Here is a 16,812-nt window from a genome sequence, read left to right as displayed (position 1 = left end):
TCTTGAAGCGTAATCTTGCCTGCGTTGCCCTTTCCGCGATCCTGCTGCCGGCTTCGGCCATGGCGCAGCCGGCCGCCACGGCCCCTGCCGCCGTCAATCCCGGCGCGCAGGCGGCGGAGGACCGGCTCCATACCGACTGGGCGTGGACTGCGCGCTACCGCGACGCCAATGCCGTGGACGCCGCCAAGGCGCCGCGTCCGCGCATCGTGCTGATGGGCGATTCGATCACGCAGGGCTGGTACGATCTTGACCGCGCCTTCTTCACGCCGGGCCGGATCGGGCGCGGCATCGGCGGGCAGACGACCTCGCAGATGCTGCTGCGCTTCCGGCAGGACGTGATCGACCTCAAGCCCGATGTCGTCCAGATCATGGCGGGCACCAACGACATCGCCAGCAACACCGGCCCGATGACCGACGACCAGATCCAGGGCAATTACCGCTCGATGGTGGAACTCGCGCAGGCGCACGGCATCCGTGTGATCCTCGCCTCGATCCCGCCGGCGGACCAGTTCCCGTGGCGCCCGGGTCTCGAAACCGGCATGCGCATCGTCCGGCTCAACACCTGGCTCAAGAGCTATGCGGCGAAGACCGGGTCGGTCTATGCCGACTACTGGACGGCGATGAAGGGCTCCGGCCTCGGCGCGCGCGATGGGCTGACGTCCGACCATGTGCACCCCACCGTCGCCGGCTACGAAGTGATGAACAAGGTAGCCGAAGCGGCGTTCAAGGCGGCGCTGGCCAAGCCTGCCGCCCGGCCGATTCCCGCCGCGCTGATCCCGTGAGCGCTGCCCTCGCGGCACTGCTGCTGGCGTCTTCGGCGCCCGCAGCCGGTGCGCCTCCGGTCGTCACTGTCGATACCGGGACGATCCGGGGCGAGACCGGCGCGGACGGCCGCGCGGTGTTCCGGGGCATTCCTTTCGCGGCGGCGCCGGTGGGCGACTTGCGCTGGCGCGCGCCGCAGCCGGTGAAGCACTGGCAGGGCATCCGCGAGACCGTCAGGTCCGCGCCCGCCTGCCTCCAGATCGACTACGGCTGGAACCGCGAGGCAGCGGCAAACCAGTCGGAAGACTGCCTCTATCTCGATGTCGCCACGCCCGCGCTGCATCCGGCCAAGCCGCTGCCGGTGATGGTGTGGATCCACGGCGGCGGCAACCGCGCCGGAGGGGGCCCCGGCCCCGGAGATTCGCCGGTCGTCGCGCGCGGCGTGGTGTTGGTGAGTGCGCAATACCGCCTTTCGGCACTGGGCTTCCTGTCGCATCCGGCGCTCGGCGCGCATTCGGGCAATTACGGGCTGATGGACCAGCAGGCGGCGCTGCGCTGGGTCCAGGCCAATGTGGCGCGCTTCGGCGGCGATCCTGCCAATGTCACGATCTTCGGCGAATCCGCCGGCGCGCAGGACGTGGGCCTGCAATTGCTGTCTCCGGGCGGCAAGGGCCTGTTCCGCAAGGCGATCGAGGAGAGCGGCACGCCCGGCTTCGGCCTTCCCCCGCGCTCGTTGGCGGACAACGAGGCGCTGGGCGAGATCATCGCCACGGCCGCCGGTGCCCCGCCCCATGCCAGCGCCGCGCAGCTGCGCGCGCTGCCGGGCAAGGCGCTGATCGAGGCGAGCGAGCACGCCGATGTCCCGAACCTCGACGATGACAGCTTCATCTGGCTTCAGGCCGTGGTCGACGGAGTGGTGCTGACCGAAACCCCGGCCACCTCGCTGGCGCGCGGCGTCGGCAAGGACGTGCCGCTGATCCTGGGCAACAACTTCCACGAACTGGGCCTCTACGGCGCGCCCGAACGCGCCATCGCGCAGGGCTTCGGCAGCAATGCCAAGGCCGCACTGACGGCTTACGGCCTTGCGCCGGGCGGCACGCCGCCTGCCGACCTTGCCCTGCAACTTGCCAACGACCTGACCTTCCGCTGCCCCGCGCTCCATGTCGCGGCCGAGCGCACGCGGGCAGGCGCGGCGACATGGCACTATCAGTTCGATATCGATGGACCCGGCGACAAGCCGGTGACTCACGGCTCGGAAATCCGCTTCGTGCTGGGCGAGGACGGCGCCGCATCGGACGCCGCCGCACCGCTTGCAGCCTATTGGGTGAACTTCGCGCAGACCGGCGATCCGAACGGTGCCGGGCTGCCCGAATGGCCGCGTTTCGGGCCGCGCGGGACCAGTCTTGAACTGGCCGCCAGTGGGGCTCGACAGGTGGAGGGGCTGGCCGCCCGGACCTGCGCCTTGCGCGCTGTGCCCTGACAGTCTCGTTGCGCTGCCGAGCTAAGGGCGTTTCTCAATCAGTAGGATTCGCGCAAAGGCGCAAAGGCGCGAAGAGGTCGCTTTAGCGGCGAAGCCGCATTTTTCCGTCTGACCTCGGCCGAAATCGCCACGTCAGACGGAAAAGAGATGCCTGCGGCGCCTCACAACCTCTTTGCGCCTTCGCGCCTTTGCGCGAAAATATTCAAACTTCGGCCGCAGCCGCTTCCTCGACATCCCAGAGCAACGCCGCGCCGCGCACGCCGGAGCTGTCACCCCAGCGGGCCTGCACCACGTCTCCGGACCATGCACCCGAGAAGCTGAGCGCGCGGATGGCCTCGCCCAGCCCGTCATAGATCGGCGCGACGTTCGACATGCCTCCGCCCAGCACGATGGCGTCGGGATCGAACAGGTTCGCAACCACGGCCAGCCCGCGCGCCAGACGGTCGCGGTAGCGTTCGAGCGCAGTCGCGGCCGCTTCGTCACCCGCCAGCGCCGCCTGCACGATGGCCGGCGAATCGAGATCGCGCCCGGTCTCCGCCACGAAAGCGCGCCGGAAGCCGGTGCCCGAAACCCACGATTCGAAGCATCCGCGCAGGCCGCACCAGCATTGCGGCGTGGGCAATTCGTCCGGCTCCGGATTGGGCAAGGGCATGTGGCCCACTTCGCCCGCCAGCCCGTGCGCGCCATTGACGACGCGGCGGTCGATCACCAGTCCGCCGCCGCACCCGGTGCCGATAATCAGCCCGAAGACCGAAGCCTTGCCGGCGGCGGCACCGTCGATCGCCTCGGACAGAGCGAAGCAATTGGCGTCATTGGCAAGCCGCACTTCGCGGCCGAGCGCCTGCCTCAGGTCCGCGCGGAAAGGTCTGCCGTTGAGGTAGACCGAGTTGGCGTTGCGCATCAGCCCGGTCGCCTGCACTTCCGAACCCGGCGCGCCGATGCCGACGCAGGCCCGGCGGCCGAGTTGGCCTTCCACCGAAGCGACAAGGTCGCGCAGCGTGGTCAGCGCCTGTTCGTAATGCGCGGGCGTTTCGGTGCGCAGGCGTTGAACCACCTGCCCCTGCTCGTCCAGAGCGGCCGCCTCGATCTTGGTGCCGCCGAAATCGATGCCAATTCGCAGCGTCACAGTGCTGCCCGCGCGATGTGCGCCATGCGTTGCATAGACCCTCTCCAGTCGCGTCCGCGCTTCCCGCAAGGGGCGCGGCGCCTGATGTTACCAGGATCGTATAATGGCAGGTCGATTGATTAAGACAAATTCTTTTTTTTAGATTTCGAGCGTGCGCCCCGCCTGCATGAGGATCGTATCGGAAGGCAGGAGCTGGTCGAGGAGCGGCAGGATTGCCGCGCCGATGGCCGGGGCATCGCTCGCCATCTGTGCGGGCTGGACCGGTACCCGGTTGGGCATCGGCACTTGCCCCAGCGCCGCCTCGATCCGCGCGGAGAGGCGCTGGATCAGAGGCAGCGGCAGGCGCCCACCGATCAGAATGGCATCGGGATCGAGCAGGCACGAAACCGCCACCAGCGGCACCGTGAGCGCGCGGGTGGCATCGGCGATCCACTGGTCGATCGTGGTCGCCATGACCGGATCGAGCGCCAGCAGGTCCTCCAGCCGTTCCAGCTTGCGCCCGGCCAGTTCCAGACGCTCTTCGATGGCCGAAAGCGAGACGGTGTCCTGCACCAGCGCGCCCGGCTCCGCGCCGCCCGGATCGGGCAGAAGGCCGATCTCGCCGCTGCGCAGGCGTGCGCCGCGGTAATAGCTGCCGTCGATCACCGGGCCGCCGCCAAGACCCGCGCTGATCAGCAGGTAGAAGAAGCTTGGCCGGTCCTGCCCGCCAACGCCCTGCGCCTCGCCCAGAGCGGCCGCCGCCGCGTCATTGTCGACGTGGATCGGCCAGGGCAGCACGTCCTTCAAAAGATCGCAGAAATCGACCTTGCTCCAGCTTTCGTAGCCGGCTGGTTTGTGCGGCAGGGCAATGCCGCCAAGGTCGTCGGGACGTGCCACGCCGACGCCGAGAATGCGGTCCCGGTCCACGCCGCCGTCCGCCAGCAGCCTATCAAGGTCGGCGGCGATGATCGTCACCACGTCGGCCGGCATCGCGAAGCGCACCTCGCGCGTGATCCGGCTGCGCACTTCCCCCGCCAGATCGAGCGTGACCAGCGTGATATGGTCGCGGTCGACATTGAGGCCGATCGCGAAGGCGCCGTCGGGATTGATCGCCAGCCGCAGCGCCGGTTGACCGCGCCCCCCGTGCTTGCGCCCCACTTGCGCGACAAGGCCCATATCCTCCAGTCGCGTGGTGATGTTGGCGATGGTCGGCGGGGTCAGCCCGGTCTGGTTGGCGAGCGCAATGCGTGTCGTCTCCCCCGCGAGGCGGACCGCCTGGAGCACGATGCGCTGGTTGTAGTCGCTCGCCCGCGCCAGATTGGTGCCGGACAGCGAGACGGCCAGCCGCCGCCCCGGTTGGGGCCGGGTACCTTCTCCGGACGCCGCGTCGGCGATGCCGCCTTCCGCAGTGGTTTCAGCAGCAACCGGAGCGGCCTTTTTTCCGGCCTGCTTCGCGGTCTTTCGGGTGCGATCCTCTTTTTTCATGGTGTGTGATTACAACCACTCTGTCACGCAAACTAACAAAAAAGAAAAAATTTAAGTTGACGCATTTGGGGGTTTGGGCTGATGCTTAAATCAACACGAGTCACAAGAACCCTCGTGGGAAATGCGGACGCGGTACGAACACAATCGACCGGCCCTTTTCCGAAGAATGGGAACCACGCCAACTGCGCGTGTGAGGAGAGGAGTTTTGGGGGTATGATTCAGCCTGGTTTTCTGAATCGTGGCGTTCTGCTGACAGCCACGTCGATCGTTGCACTGGGTGCAGCACATTCCGCATTCGCGCAGGAAGCAGCGCCCGTCATCACCGGTGCCGCCACCCGCCTTGCTGTTGCCGACACCACGTCCGGCGCCCCTCAGACCGCCCCGTCCAGCACGCCCAACGGCGGCGGTGACGAAATCGTCATCACCGGTATCCGCGGCTCGCAGGAGCGTTCCGTCGCCCTGAAGCGCGATGCTACCTCGGTGGTCGATTCGATCTCCGCGCAGGACATCGGCAAGCTGCCCGACGTCACCATTTCGGACTCGCTCCAGCGCATCCCCGGCGTGCAGATCCTGCGCAGCGCCGGCGAAGGCTCGACGATCAACATCCGCGGCCTGCCGCAGGTGACCACGCTGCTCAATGGCGAGACTTACCTCGGCGCGCAGTCGATCACCACGACGCAGCCGAACTTCGACGATATCCCCTCGCAGCTCTTCGCCGGCGCCGACGTCATCAAGTCGACCACCGCGAGCCTGCTGAACTCGGGCATCACCGGCACCGTCAATCTGCGCACGCGCCGTCCGTTCGACCTCAAGGAAGGCTTCACGTTCGCAGCCGCCGCCGAAGGTTCCTACGGCGACAAGACCAAGCACAAGTTCGACCCGAACTTCAACGGCCTGATCTCCTGGCACAACGACCGCTTCGGCGTGATGGTGTCGGCCGCCTATTCGGACGTGCGCCTGTTCAACTCGCACAACGGCATCCAGGAAGGCTACGGCGCCGCGCTTCATAACGAAGGCACGCTCGACGCCACCTCCAACGGCGGCTTCTCGCCCTCGTTCCGCCCGCGCGGTACCCCCGTGGCCGGCGGCGTGGACGTCAACGACAACGGCACCGCCACCGATGCCTTCATCGTTCCGCAGGGCTTCACCGGCTGGAACAAGATCAACGAGCGCCAGCGCCTGGGCATCAACGGTTCGTTCCAGTGGATGGTCAACGACGCGCTGACGCTGACCGGCGACGGCTTCTTCACCAAGCAGGACGAGCACGACCGCATCGCCGGCTTCCAGATGCAGAACGTCAACTGGCAGGCGGCGGAGTTCGTCCCCGGCCAGTCGCGCGATACCGGTGCGACGTATGTCGACCCGAACGACCACAAGACCTACAACATCAACACCACGCAGGTGTACAACTACGATCTGGGTAACTTCGATTCCTACTCCCAGAACGATCGCTATCAGTCGCAGTCGCAGAACTACAACCTTGAGCTGAAGTTCGACAATGGCGGCCCGTTCAAGGCCACCCTGCGCGGCGTCTATGGCAAGGCGCACCAGTACTACGACCAGAGCTACCTGCAGTTCAGCATGTCCAACGGCCTGCAGTGGCAGCCGGGCGGCATCGGCCACTATCCGGCCTCGCTGGGCGGCGACCGCGCGTTCAACCCGAACGGCTTCACGGTCAACACGATCGCCGGCCTGAACTCGCTGCCCGCCACGGTGGACTTCACCGGCAGCAAGCCGAGCATCAGCCTGCCTTCGCAGCTGGTGAGCGAACTGGGCGACGTCAACGACTACGCGCTCAAGACCATGTCGTCCGAGGGTAACTACCGCCGCAACGGCGACCTCAAGGTCATCCGCGCCGATGGTTCCTACGAAGCCTCGCCCGACCTGACGCTGAGCTTCGGCGCGCGCTATTCGGATCGTTCGGTTTCCGACTACGAATTCGACCGCGCGGCACCGCTCTACGCCGGCAATGGCGCCAGCGATCCGAACGGCTGCCTCGTCAAGTGGAAGGCGTTCGACGTGCCGATGAGCGACAAGTCGTGCAGCGCGGGCGATGCCTCCGGTTACTTCACCGCCGGCCTCACCCGCCCCGCCAGCGACCCGACGCTGGCCAGCAACGTCAAGCTGTTCAACCCCGGTGTCGCCGGCGTGCCCAGCATGTACGTTCTCGATCCCAAGACGATGGACAACGCACTGGCCTTCCAGAACGGGTTCTATCCGGGCAATGTCGAGGTCATGAACCCCGGCGCGTCGTACTCGGTCGGCGTCAAGCAGATCTCCGGCTACTTCCAGATGGACTTCCACGGCGATCTGTTCGGCCTGCCGTTCAGCGGCAACGGCGGCGTCAAGGTCATCAACACCAAGCTGGACATCACCCAGTACGGCAGCGCCGGTCCGCAGCCTTATGGCATGGCCAACGCAGTGGGCGCCGCAATCGAGACCAAGCGCGACTTCACCGACATCCTGCCGGCCTTCAACGTCGCCTTCGATCTCCAGCAGAACCTCAAGCTGCGCTTTGCCTTCTCGCGCACGATGACGCTGCTCGATCTCAACCAGTGGGGCGGCGGTCTGACGCCGGGCTACGCGATCGACACCAGCATCCCCGGAACTCCGGTGTTCCGCGTGACCGGCGGCAACCAGAGCGGCAACCCGCTGCTCGATCCCTGGCGCGCGACCAACGTCGAAACCTCGCTTGAATACTACATCGGGCGCGGCAGCCTGCTGAGCCTCGGCGCGTTCCACATCAACGTCGAGAGCTTCATCCAGAGCGGCAACACTGTCCGCAACGACCTGCCCGACAACGACGGCGTGGTGCGCAACCGCACGGTCTCGATCACCATTCCGGTGCAGGGCGAGGGCGGCACGCTTCAGGGTATCGAAGCCGGCGCCAAGCTTTCGTTCCTGGATCTTGGGTTCATGCCCAACTTCCTGCGGAACTTCGGCGTCGACACCAACTTCACCTATTCGCCTTCGGACACCGGCCAGAAGGATCTTGCCGGCAACAAGGTGCCGTTCCAGGACAACTCGGAAATCCAGACCAACGTCGCCGTGTTCTACCAGGACTCGCGCTTCCAGGCCCGTGTCGCCTGGAACTACCGCTCGAAGCGCGCGGTGCAGTCCGACTTCGGCGGTATCTCCGGCCTCGAACTCTACCAGGCGCCGACCAACTACGTCGACGCTTCGGTCAGCTACGATGTCACGCCGAACGTGACCCTCTATGCGCAGGGTTCGAACCTGACCGGCGAGTACGAGAAGTACTACCTGACCTGGACCGACGAGAAGGCCTACAACAACATCTTCGAGCGTCGTTACACGGCTGGCGTTCGCGTCAAGTTCTAACCCGCTCCTCCCCCTTCCCCCCGCCCACTCCTCCTCCGGGCGGGGGGATCCCCTTTTCAGGGCGCTTGCGCTAGCAATCGCTCGGGGAGACAAATCCATGGCAAACGAACCGATTCGTTCCATCCTGATCGTCGGTGGCGGCACCGCCGGATGGATGGCCGCCAACCTGCTGGCGACGCGCCTGCGCCGCCTTCCCATCGAAATCACCCTGGTCGAAAGCCCCGATATCCGCACGGTCGGCGTGGGCGAGGCGACCGTTCCCGCGATCCGCGATTACTTCAGGGCCATCGGCGTGACCGAGGCCGAAGTCATGCGCGCGTCGCAGGGCACCGTGAAGCTGGGCATCGAATTCCGTGACTGGCGCGCGCCGGGCACCAGCTTCTTCCATCCCTTCGGCCGCTACGGCGTGGACGCCTTCTCGGTGCCGTTCCACCAGTACTGGCTCAAGCGCCGCATGGCGGGCGACGAGACGCCGCTTTCCGCCTATTGCCTGCCGACGCAGGCGGCGATGCGCAACCTGATGCTGCTGCCGCCCGAACAGCCCGCCAACGATCTTGGCGTGTTCGACTGGGCGATCCATTTCGACGCCGGCCTCTTCGCCCGCTTCCTGTCGCAGCGCGCGCAGGACGATCTGGGCGTGCGGCATGTCGAAGGCACGATCTCCGGCGCCAAACGGGACACCGAGAACGGCCGCATTGCATCGGTCTCGCTGAGCGACGGACGCACGCTGGACGCCGATCTTTTCATCGACTGCTCGGGCTTCCGCAGCCTCCTGCTGGGCCAGACGCTCGAAGTCCCTTATGAGGACTGGACGCATCTGCTGCCGTGCGACCGCGCGGTAGCCATGCCCTGCACACATGGCGACGAACTGACGCCCTATACCCGCAGCACTGCGCTTCCCGCAGGCTGGCAGTGGCGCATCCCGCTCCAGCACCGTGTCGGCAATGGCTACGTCTATTCCAGCCGCCACATCTCCGACGACGAGGCGACCGCCACGCTCATCACCAACCTTGAGGGCGAGGCACTGGCCGAGCCCAACATGCTGCGCTTCCGCACCGGGCACCGCACGCGTGTATGGGAGAAGAACTGCGTCGCGCTCGGCCTTGCGGCGGGCTTCCTCGAACCGCTGGAATCGACCTCGATCGTGCTGATCCAGAGCGGGATCGAGCGCCTGCTCGCCCACTTCCCCGATCGCGATTTCGATCCCACGCTGGCGGACGAGTTCAACCGTATCACCGCGCTCGAATACGCGCGCATCCGCGACTTCCTTTTGCTGCACTATTGGGGCGGGCAACGGAACGAGCCGATGTGGCGGGAATGCCGCGCGCTCGACCTGCCGGAAACGCTGGCGCAGCGCATCCGCACCTTCAAGGGCTCCGGCAAGCTGCCGCGCTTCGAATGGGATTCGTTCCAGCCGCCAAGCTGGCTGTCGATGTTCGCCGGTTTCGATATCTGGCCGCCGCGCCACGATCCACTGGCCGACCAGTTCTCCACTGAGGAACTGGCCGGGACTTTCGGGCAAATACGCGAAGCCATCGGCCGTGCGGTGGCGCTCGCCAGCCCTCACGCAGACTTCATTGCGGACACATGCGCCGCCCCCTCTTCGCCGCAGCCTGCGGCCGTGCCCGTCTAGAACATGATCCGTTCATACTGAATCGGATCCTGCGCTATTTAACCTTTGTTTGCCGCATTTTCTGAATCGCTCGGTGATCCCACCCGACTTGAAAATGCTCTAGGAAGACCAGATGCGACTGACGCTTTCCTCCCTCCTCGCCCTGTCCTGCGCGGCTGTGCCGATGGCTGCCGCGCTCGCGGACGCGCCGCTGCCGGCTGCCGCCACCGCGCACCCCGAACTCTGGCCGCAGGGCAAGAGCGTGGGCCTCGTCGATCCGGAGACCGAGGCGAAGATCACCAAGATGATGGCCGAAATGTCGGTGCGCGAGAAAGTCGGGCAGATGATTCAGCCCAGCATCGCCTCGATGAAGCCGGAAGAACTGCGCGAATATCCGGTCGGCTCGATCCTTGGCGGTGGCAACGATCCGCCGCTCTCGGGCAATGACCGTGGCCCCGTGGGCGACTGGATCGCCACGGCCGAAGCCTTCCGTCAGGTCTCGATCGAGAAGCGCCCCGGCCACGTGCCGATTCCGGTGATCTTCGGCATGGATTCGGTCCACGGCAATTCGAACGTCTTCGGCGCCACGATCTTCCCGCACAATGTCGGCCTCGGCGCGATGCGCGATCCGGCGCTGATGGAGAAGATCGGCGAAGTAACCGCCGCCGAAAGCGCCGCCTCGGGCTTCGACTGGGCCTTCGGTCCCACTGTCACCGTGCCGCAGGATGACCGCTGGGGCCGCAGCTACGAAGGCTATTCGGAGCGCCCCGAGATCACCCGCGAATATTCCGCCGCGATGGTGCGCGGGCTTCAGGGCGTGCCCGGCAAGGCCCGCATCCAGAACGGCAATGTCGCCGCCTCGATCAAGCACTTCCTCGCCGACGGCGGCACCCACGGCGGCATCGACCAGGGCGACGCGCAGATCTCCGAAAAGGACCTGATCGCCATCCACTCGCCCGGCTATGTCAGCGGCATCGATGCCGGCGCGATGACGGTCATGGCCAGCTTCTCGTCGTGGAACGGCGTCAAGAACCACGGCAACAAGTCGCTGCTGACCGACGTGCTGAAGGGCCGCCTCGGCTTCGAGGGCTTCGTGGTGGGCGACTGGAACGCGCATGGCCAGATCCCCGGCTGCACCAACGGCAATTGCCCGCAGACCTTCAATGCCGGTCTCGACATGGCGATGGTGCCGGGAGACTGGAAGGACCTGTTCAACAACACCCTGAAGCAAGTTCAGGACGGCACGATCCCGATGGCCCGCGTGGACGACGCGGTGCGCCGCATCCTGCGCGTGAAGTTCAAGCTGAACCTGTTCGATCCCGCGCGCCCCTTTGAGCAGAAGCAGATGCTCGGCATTCCCGAGCACCGCGCCGTCGCGCGGCAGGCAGTTTCGGAATCGCTGGTGCTGCTCAAGAACAACGGCGCGCTGCTGCCGATCAAGCCGGGCCAGAAAGTGCTCGTCACCGGCACCCATGCCGATGACGTGGGCCTGCAATCGGGCGGCTGGACGCTCTCGTGGCAGGGCACCGGCAACACCAATGCCGATTTCCCCGGCGCAACCACGATCTGGGCGGGCCTCAAGTCCGCGATCGAGGCAGCGGGCGGCAGTGCCACGCTCAGCGCGGACGGCAAGGTCACCGGCCCCAAGCCCGACGTTGCCGTCGTCGTGTTCGGCGAGACGCCCTATGCCGAAATGGTGGGCGATATCTCCACGCTGGAATTCCAGCCGGGCGACAAGCAGGCGCTGGCACAGCTCAAGGCGCTGAAGGCGCAGGGCATTCCGGTGGTCACCGTGTTCCTCTCCGGCCGCGCGCTCTGGGTAAATCCCGAGATCAACCAGTCCGACGCATTCGTCGCAGCCTTCCTGCCCGGCTCCGAAGGCGCCGGCATTGCCGATGTGCTCGTCGCGAAGAAGGACGGCACGCCCAACAAGGACTTCCGCGGCAAGCTCAGCTACTCGTGGCCGAAGAACGCGGGCCAGTTCGCCAACAATGTCGGCCAACCGGGCTACGACCCGCAGTTCGCCTATGGCTACGGCCTCACTTACAAGGACCACACCGCGGTCCCGCAGTTGAGCGAAGTGGCCGGGCTCGACGCCTCGCTGTCGAACGTCTCGGTCTACTTCCTGCCCGGCCGCATCCTGCCGCCATGGAAGCTCGCGACCGGCGGCGCCGTGGCAATGAAGAACGTCGACGGCGGCGGCACCCAGGAAGGCGCGCGCCAGCTTGCCTTCTCCGGCCCCGGCGAAGTGCGCATCGAAGGCCCGCAAGTGGACCTCAGCCGCCAGAGCAACGCCATGCTCAGCCTGCGCATCGATTATCGCATCGATGCCAAGGGCGCGAGTGCGCCGAAGCTCGGCATGGGCACCACGTTCGTGGACGGCGGCAAAGTCTTCACCGCCGCGCCCGGCCAATGGTCCAGCGTCAAGGTCTCGCTCTCGTGCTTCGCGGCGGCGGGCGCCAACATGAACGCCATTGCCCGTCCCTTCGTGCTGCAAGGCGATGCCGGGCTCACGCTGTCGATCGCCACGGTCAAGCTCGACGCCGATCCCACCGGCGCGATCTGCCCCAAGTAAGCGCGAAGAGAGAACGCTCACCATGTCGCGTTTCGCGAAATTCGTCGCGCTCGCCCTGAGCCTTGCCCCTCTGGCGCTCACCCGTCCGGCGCTGGCGGAGGAAGTGGACCAGAACCGCCTGCCCCCCTCGCAGGACCCGGCGCGCGTGGCCAACGGCCTCGCGCAGACGCCGCCGATGGGGTGGAACAGCTGGAACAAGTTCGCCTGCAACATCTCGGAAAAGACGATCCGCGAAACGGCGGATGCCATCGTCTCCACCGGCATGCGGGATGCGGGATACAATTACCTCGTCATCGACGATTGCTGGCACGGCGAGCGTGACGCCAAGGGCTTCATCACCGCCAATGCCAAGGCCTTCCCCTCGGGGATCAAGGCACTGGCGGACTATGTCCATGCCAAGGGCCTGAAGTTCGGCATCTATTCGGACGCCGGCACCAAGACCTGCGGCGGCCGCCCGGGCAGCCAGGGCCACGAGTATCAGGACGCGATCACCTATGCCTCGTGGGGCGTCGATTACCTCAAGTACGACTGGTGCAGCACCGGCACCCGCAATGCCGAGGAAGCCTATGCGCTGATGTCAGACGCCTTGAAGGCCAGCGGCCGTGACGTGCTGCTTTCGCTCTGCGAATGGGGCACCAACAAGCCGTGGCTCTGGGCCTCGAAGATCGGCAATATCTGGCGCACCACGGGCGACATCACCGACAAGTGGTCCGGCAAGCACGGCTATGCGCTGGGCATGCTCGATATCGTCGACCTCAACGAGCCGCTCTGGCCCTTCGCCGCGCCGGGGCACTGGAACGATCCGGACATGCTGGAAGTCGGCAACGGCGGCATGACGACGGCCGAATACCGCAGCCACTTCTCGCTCTGGGCGATGATGGCCTCGCCGCTGATCGCCGGCAACGACGTGTCGAACATGAGCGCCGACACCGCCTCAATCCTGCTCAACAAGGACGTCATTGCGGTCGATCAGGACAAGCTGGGCCGCCAAGGCCGCCGCGTCGCGAAAGACGGCAACAGCGAAGTCTGGGTCCGCACCCTCGCCGATGGCCGCCGCGCCGCACTGCTGTTCAATCGCGGGGAGACGCCGGTCTCGCTGACGGTGAACTGGACACAGCTCGACTATCCGGCCAGCCAGTCGCTCAAGCTGCGGGACCTTTGGGCTCACCGCGATCTCGGCGCATTCAAGGGCGCCTATTCGGCGCAAGTCGAACCCCACGGCGTGGCCATGGTGACTTTGACGCCCTGACCGGCCCGGGCGCTCGCCCTCACATATCGGAATCCACCCTTGCCCGGCTCAATCCCTTTGAGCCGGGCTTTTTGTTGGCGCCGTTTCGGGCCTGCAGATCAAATTGATGCGGCGGGCCATATTGACGGACCGCCCGTCCCCGTGGCAATGGCTCGCCTCTGGCCAAGCGCCGGCGTGCGGGTGTAGCTCAATGGTAGAGCAGCAGCTTCCCAAGCTGAATACGAGGGTTCGATTCCCTTCACCCGCTCCACCGCAAAAATCCGAAATTCAAGCGACCTCCAACGTTGGTCGCGTGGCGGCCTCACGCGAAGAAAATGAGCCCGCCCAGTCCCAGCACCACGGCAAGGCTGATCAGCAGGAATTTCATATCGGAACGGATTTCGCGGTCGACGTCCGATCTCGCCCGACGCTGCTCGGTTGAGCTGGGGTTGCGGATCTCGTCGAGTTCGTCGTCGAAGTGCGGTCTGGCCATGTCTCATCCTACCGGCCCGGATGGTACCACTTCGGACACGTCATGGCGAGGCTGAGAGCAATCAACGCCGCGCTGCGAACCAGTCCGCCATGCGTTCGATGGCCTGCTCGATAAGCGGCGTCGAAACCGCGAAGCTCATGCGGAAATAGCGGTGGCCGTCGACGGGGTCGAAGTCGATCCCCGGCGCCGTCGCGACGCCGGTGTCGTTCAGGAGCTGGCGGCAGAACGCCAGGCTGTCGTTGGTCAGGTGGCCGATATCCGCGTAGATGTAGAAAGCCCCGTCGGGCGGGGCGATCTCGCTGAGGCCAAGGCGCGGCAGTGCAGCGAGCAGGCGTTCGCGGTTGCGCGCGTACGTGTGCAGGTGCCCTTCCAGCTCCTCCGTCGCGTCGAAGGCGATCAGGCCGGCGTGCTGCGCCAGCACCGAAGGCGTCAGGAACAGGTTGTTCATCCGCGCCCGCGCCGGGGCCACCAAGTGTGGCGGCACGACCAGCCAGCCGAGCCGCCAGCCCGCCATCGAATAGTATTTCGAGAAGCTATTGACGATCACCGCTTCGGGCAGATGCTGCAGCGTTGACTGCGCAGCATCGCCGTACGTCAGGCCGTGATAGATCTCGTCCGAAACCACGCGGATGTTCTTGCGGCGGCAGACTTCGGCGATCGCGGCGAGTTCCCCGGGCGCGATCACGGTGCCGGTGGGGTTGGCGGGGCTGGCAAGGATCAGCCCGTCCGGCACCGGATCGAGCGCGTCGAGCGCGGCGGCGGTGACCTGATAGCGCTCGGCCGGACCGCAGGGCATCTCCACGGGTTCGAGGTAGAGCGTCTTCAGCGTGTTGCGATAGGCGACGTAGCCGGGCCGGGCCAGCGCCACGCGCGCGCCGGGTACGAACAGGCTGGAGAGCGCCAGCACGAAGGCCGGCGACGCGCCGCACGTGAGGATCACCTGCTCGCGGTCGACCGCGACGCCGTAGGCCTCTTCGTAATGGCGCGCGATGCGTTCGAGCAGCGCCGTGCTTTCCCAGTAGCCGCCCGGGTCGCTGTCCAGCACCGCATGCGCGGCGGCAATCGCAGCGGCAGGCGCGCCGGTCGAGGGCTGGCCATATTCCATGTGAATGACATCGCGGCCCTCGGCGGCAAGGTCATAGGCAAGGCGGCCAATCGCCATGGCGTGAAAGGGATCGACTTCGGCGATCTGCTGCGGAACGGTCATGGTCGCGTGCTAGAGCATTTTCACATCCGGTGGAAACACCTGATGGCTTAGGCAATCCCGCTTGCCCTTGGCCGCAGGCGCGGCTCGGTAATGTGGCCGGGAGCAGAAGCACGCGGCACAAGGCCGACAAAGGAGACAACATTTTGCCCACCCAGCTCGATCACTACCGCCTGCTCGGCCGCTCGGGGCTGCGCGTCTCCCCGCTCTGTCTTGGCACGATGACTTTCGGCGTGGGGCCGGGCGCATGGGGCTCCACCGACGAGGAAGCCGCGCGGATGCTCGACATCTATGTCGAGCGCGGCGGCAATTTCGTCGATACCGCCGATTTCTACGGCCAGATGGGCGGCTCCGAGCGACTGCTGGGCCAGATCGTCGGCGACCGGCGCGAACGGCTGGTGATCTCCACCAAGTATTCGATCACCACCAGCCCCGGCGATCCCAATGCGGCGGGCAATTCGCGGCGCAACATGGTGCGCTCGGTCGAAGCCTCGCTAAAGCGGATGAAGACCGACTGGATCGACCTGCTCTACCTGCACATGTGGGATTTCCGTACGCCCGTGGACGAGATCCTGCGCGCCTTCGACGACCTCGTGAGCGCAGGCAAAGTGCTCTACACCGGCCTGTCGGACACCCCGGCATGGCAGGCGAGCCGGATGCAGGCCATTGCCGAAGTGCGCGGATGGACGCAGTTCTGCGCGCTTCAGATCCAGCACAACCTGATCGAGCGCACGGTCGAGCGCGAACTGATCCCGATGGCCCGCGAGATGGGCTTCGGTGTCTGCCCGTGGTCGCCGCTGGGCGGCGGCGTGCTGACCGGCAAGTACACCAGCGCAGACCTCTCCGCTTCCGCCGGCGAGATGATGAGTTCGCGCAAGGCGATCAATGTGGCGACCGGGCGGCTCACCGAGCAGAACCTGGCCATCGCGCAAGTCACCGCCGATGTGGCGAAGGAGATCGGCTGCACCCCCGCGCAAGTCGCGCTCGCATGGCTGCTGGCGCATCCCGACGTCGATTCCCCGGTGCTGGGCGCGCGCACGCCGGCGCAGTTGGAGGACAATCTCGGCGCGCTGGAGGTAACGCTTTCGGACGACCATCTCGCCCGGCTCGATGCGGCCAGCGCGGTGCCCAAGGTCTTCCCGATGGACATGCTGAGCGGCGCGGCCGAGACCATCATGACCGGCGGCGTAACCGTGGAGAAGCGCGCCTGACGGCAGCGGCGCAGGCCCGATCTGCGTGAAATTGGGGGCGTGATCTTGCTCACGCTTTCCGCGCGCGCAAAGTGCCATAAGCTTGGGCATCCGGAACGGGCACTGTGAACCGTTCGTTCCGGGTGCTGCCCGAAGCGCTGGAGCTGACATCCGGCACCGCGCTCGGCCAGCCACTCGCGTTTTGATGGCGACGATGCATGCGCGGACCGGGGCGGTTCGTGGCGGGGGTCGTCGTCTGGCCGGGCCACCGGCCATCCGGCACTGCCGGAACGTGGCGCCGACCCGCTCCGCCTCTGCGGATCCGCGACGAATACCGGG

At 66.2% G+C, this 16,812-nt stretch carries 11 protein-coding genes and 1 tRNA gene; 8 read left to right on the top strand and 4 right to left on the bottom strand.

What is annotated here, in order from left to right; genetic code table 11:
- Positions 1-2: 2 nt before the first annotated feature.
- On the top strand, positions 3-782 hold the full coding sequence (locus EDF56_RS18040; protein ID WP_243652674.1) for a GDSL-type esterase/lipase family protein: 780 nt from the start codon (positions 3-5) through the stop codon (positions 780-782).
- The gene (locus EDF56_RS18035) at positions 779-2,242 is read left to right on the top strand and encodes a carboxylesterase family protein (RefSeq protein ID WP_243652673.1); all 1,464 of its coding nucleotides are present in this window, start codon (positions 779-781) and stop codon (positions 2,240-2,242) included. The genes EDF56_RS18040 and EDF56_RS18035 overlap by 4 nt, the downstream gene beginning before the upstream one ends.
- Positions 2,243-2,444: 202 nt before the next feature.
- On the opposite strand, the gene EDF56_RS18030 is transcribed toward EDF56_RS18035, so the two are convergent.
- Both EDF56_RS18030 and EDF56_RS18025 read right to left on the bottom strand, forming a co-directional pair.
- Positions 2,445-3,368: an ROK family protein gene (locus EDF56_RS18030; RefSeq protein ID WP_132389990.1), complete on the bottom strand. Its 924-nt coding sequence runs from the start codon at positions 3,366-3,368 to the stop codon at positions 2,445-2,447.
- A 138-nt stretch (positions 3,369-3,506) separates the two neighbouring features.
- On the bottom strand, positions 3,507-4,832 hold the full coding sequence (locus EDF56_RS18025) for an ROK family transcriptional regulator (protein WP_132389988.1): 1,326 nt from the start codon (positions 4,830-4,832) through the stop codon (positions 3,507-3,509).
- A 213-nt stretch (positions 4,833-5,045) separates the two neighbouring features.
- On the opposite strand from EDF56_RS18025, the gene EDF56_RS18020 reads away from it, so the two are divergent.
- The 5 genes from EDF56_RS18020 to EDF56_RS18000 all read left to right on the top strand — a co-directional run bounded on the left by EDF56_RS18020 (position 5,046) and on the right by EDF56_RS18000 (position 13,857).
- On the top strand, positions 5,046-8,171 hold the full coding sequence (locus EDF56_RS18020) for a TonB-dependent receptor (protein ID WP_132389986.1): 3,126 nt from the start codon (positions 5,046-5,048) through the stop codon (positions 8,169-8,171).
- A gap of 97 nt (positions 8,172-8,268) precedes the next feature.
- Positions 8,269-9,804, top strand: a complete 1,536-nt coding sequence (locus EDF56_RS18015; RefSeq protein ID WP_132389984.1) for a tryptophan halogenase family protein — start codon at positions 8,269-8,271, stop codon at positions 9,802-9,804.
- A gap of 112 nt (positions 9,805-9,916) precedes the next feature.
- The gene (locus EDF56_RS18010) at positions 9,917-12,358 is read left to right on the top strand and encodes a glycoside hydrolase family 3 protein (RefSeq protein ID WP_132389982.1); all 2,442 of its coding nucleotides are present in this window, start codon (positions 9,917-9,919) and stop codon (positions 12,356-12,358) included.
- Between the two features lie 22 nt (positions 12,359-12,380).
- Positions 12,381-13,607 (top strand): alpha-galactosidase, encoded by a 1,227-nt coding sequence (locus EDF56_RS18005; protein WP_132389980.1) that lies wholly within the window; start codon positions 12,381-12,383, stop codon positions 13,605-13,607.
- Positions 13,608-13,783: 176 nt separating this feature from the next.
- Positions 13,784-13,857, top strand: a tRNA-Gly gene (locus EDF56_RS18000).
- A 51-nt stretch (positions 13,858-13,908) separates the two neighbouring features.
- Here the strand turns inward: EDF56_RS18000 and EDF56_RS26005 are convergent.
- Entirely contained in the window at positions 13,909-14,079 is a 171-nt protein-coding gene (locus tag EDF56_RS26005; RefSeq protein ID WP_165912241.1) for a hypothetical protein, read from the bottom strand.
- A 61-nt stretch (positions 14,080-14,140) separates the two neighbouring features.
- The gene (locus tag EDF56_RS17995) at positions 14,141-15,286 is read right to left on the bottom strand and encodes an aminotransferase class I/II-fold pyridoxal phosphate-dependent enzyme (protein ID WP_132389978.1); all 1,146 of its coding nucleotides are present in this window, start codon (positions 15,284-15,286) and stop codon (positions 14,141-14,143) included.
- 143 nt (positions 15,287-15,429) lie between these two features.
- Between EDF56_RS17995 and EDF56_RS17990 the strand changes: the two genes are divergently transcribed.
- A complete protein-coding gene (locus tag EDF56_RS17990) occupies positions 15,430-16,494 on the top strand; it encodes an aldo/keto reductase (RefSeq protein ID WP_132389976.1) in 1,065 nt (354 codons plus the stop codon).
- Positions 16,495-16,812: the final 318 nt, after the last annotated feature.

Source organism: Novosphingobium sp. PhB165 (genome assembly GCF_004341845.1).
Classification (GTDB): domain Bacteria; phylum Pseudomonadota; class Alphaproteobacteria; order Sphingomonadales; family Sphingomonadaceae; genus Novosphingobium.
The sequence above is the reverse complement of the archived record's forward strand: the minus strand, read 5'-3'. Positions and strand labels throughout refer to the sequence as shown.

Bases quoted from the DNA above. Each gene is read 5' to 3' on its own strand.
- EDF56_RS18025 (WP_132389988.1), bottom strand. From the start codon at position 4,832: ATGAAAAAAGAGGATCGCACCCGAAAGACCGCGAAGCAGGCCGGAAAA.
- EDF56_RS18020 (WP_132389986.1), top strand. From the start codon at position 5,046: ATGATTCAGCCTGGTTTTCTGAATCGTGGCGTTCTGCTGACAGCCACG.
- EDF56_RS18015 (WP_132389984.1), top strand. From the start codon at position 8,269: ATGGCAAACGAACCGATTCGTTCCATCCTGATCGTCGGTGGCGGCACC.
- EDF56_RS18010 (WP_132389982.1), top strand. From the start codon at position 9,917: ATGCGACTGACGCTTTCCTCCCTCCTCGCCCTGTCCTGCGCGGCTGTG.
- EDF56_RS18005 (WP_132389980.1), top strand. From the start codon at position 12,381: ATGTCGCGTTTCGCGAAATTCGTCGCGCTCGCCCTGAGCCTTGCCCCT.
- EDF56_RS26005 (WP_165912241.1), bottom strand. From the start codon at position 14,079: ATGGCCAGACCGCACTTCGACGACGAACTCGACGAGATCCGCAACCCC.
- EDF56_RS17995 (WP_132389978.1), bottom strand. From the start codon at position 15,286: ATGACCGTTCCGCAGCAGATCGCCGAAGTCGATCCCTTTCACGCCATG.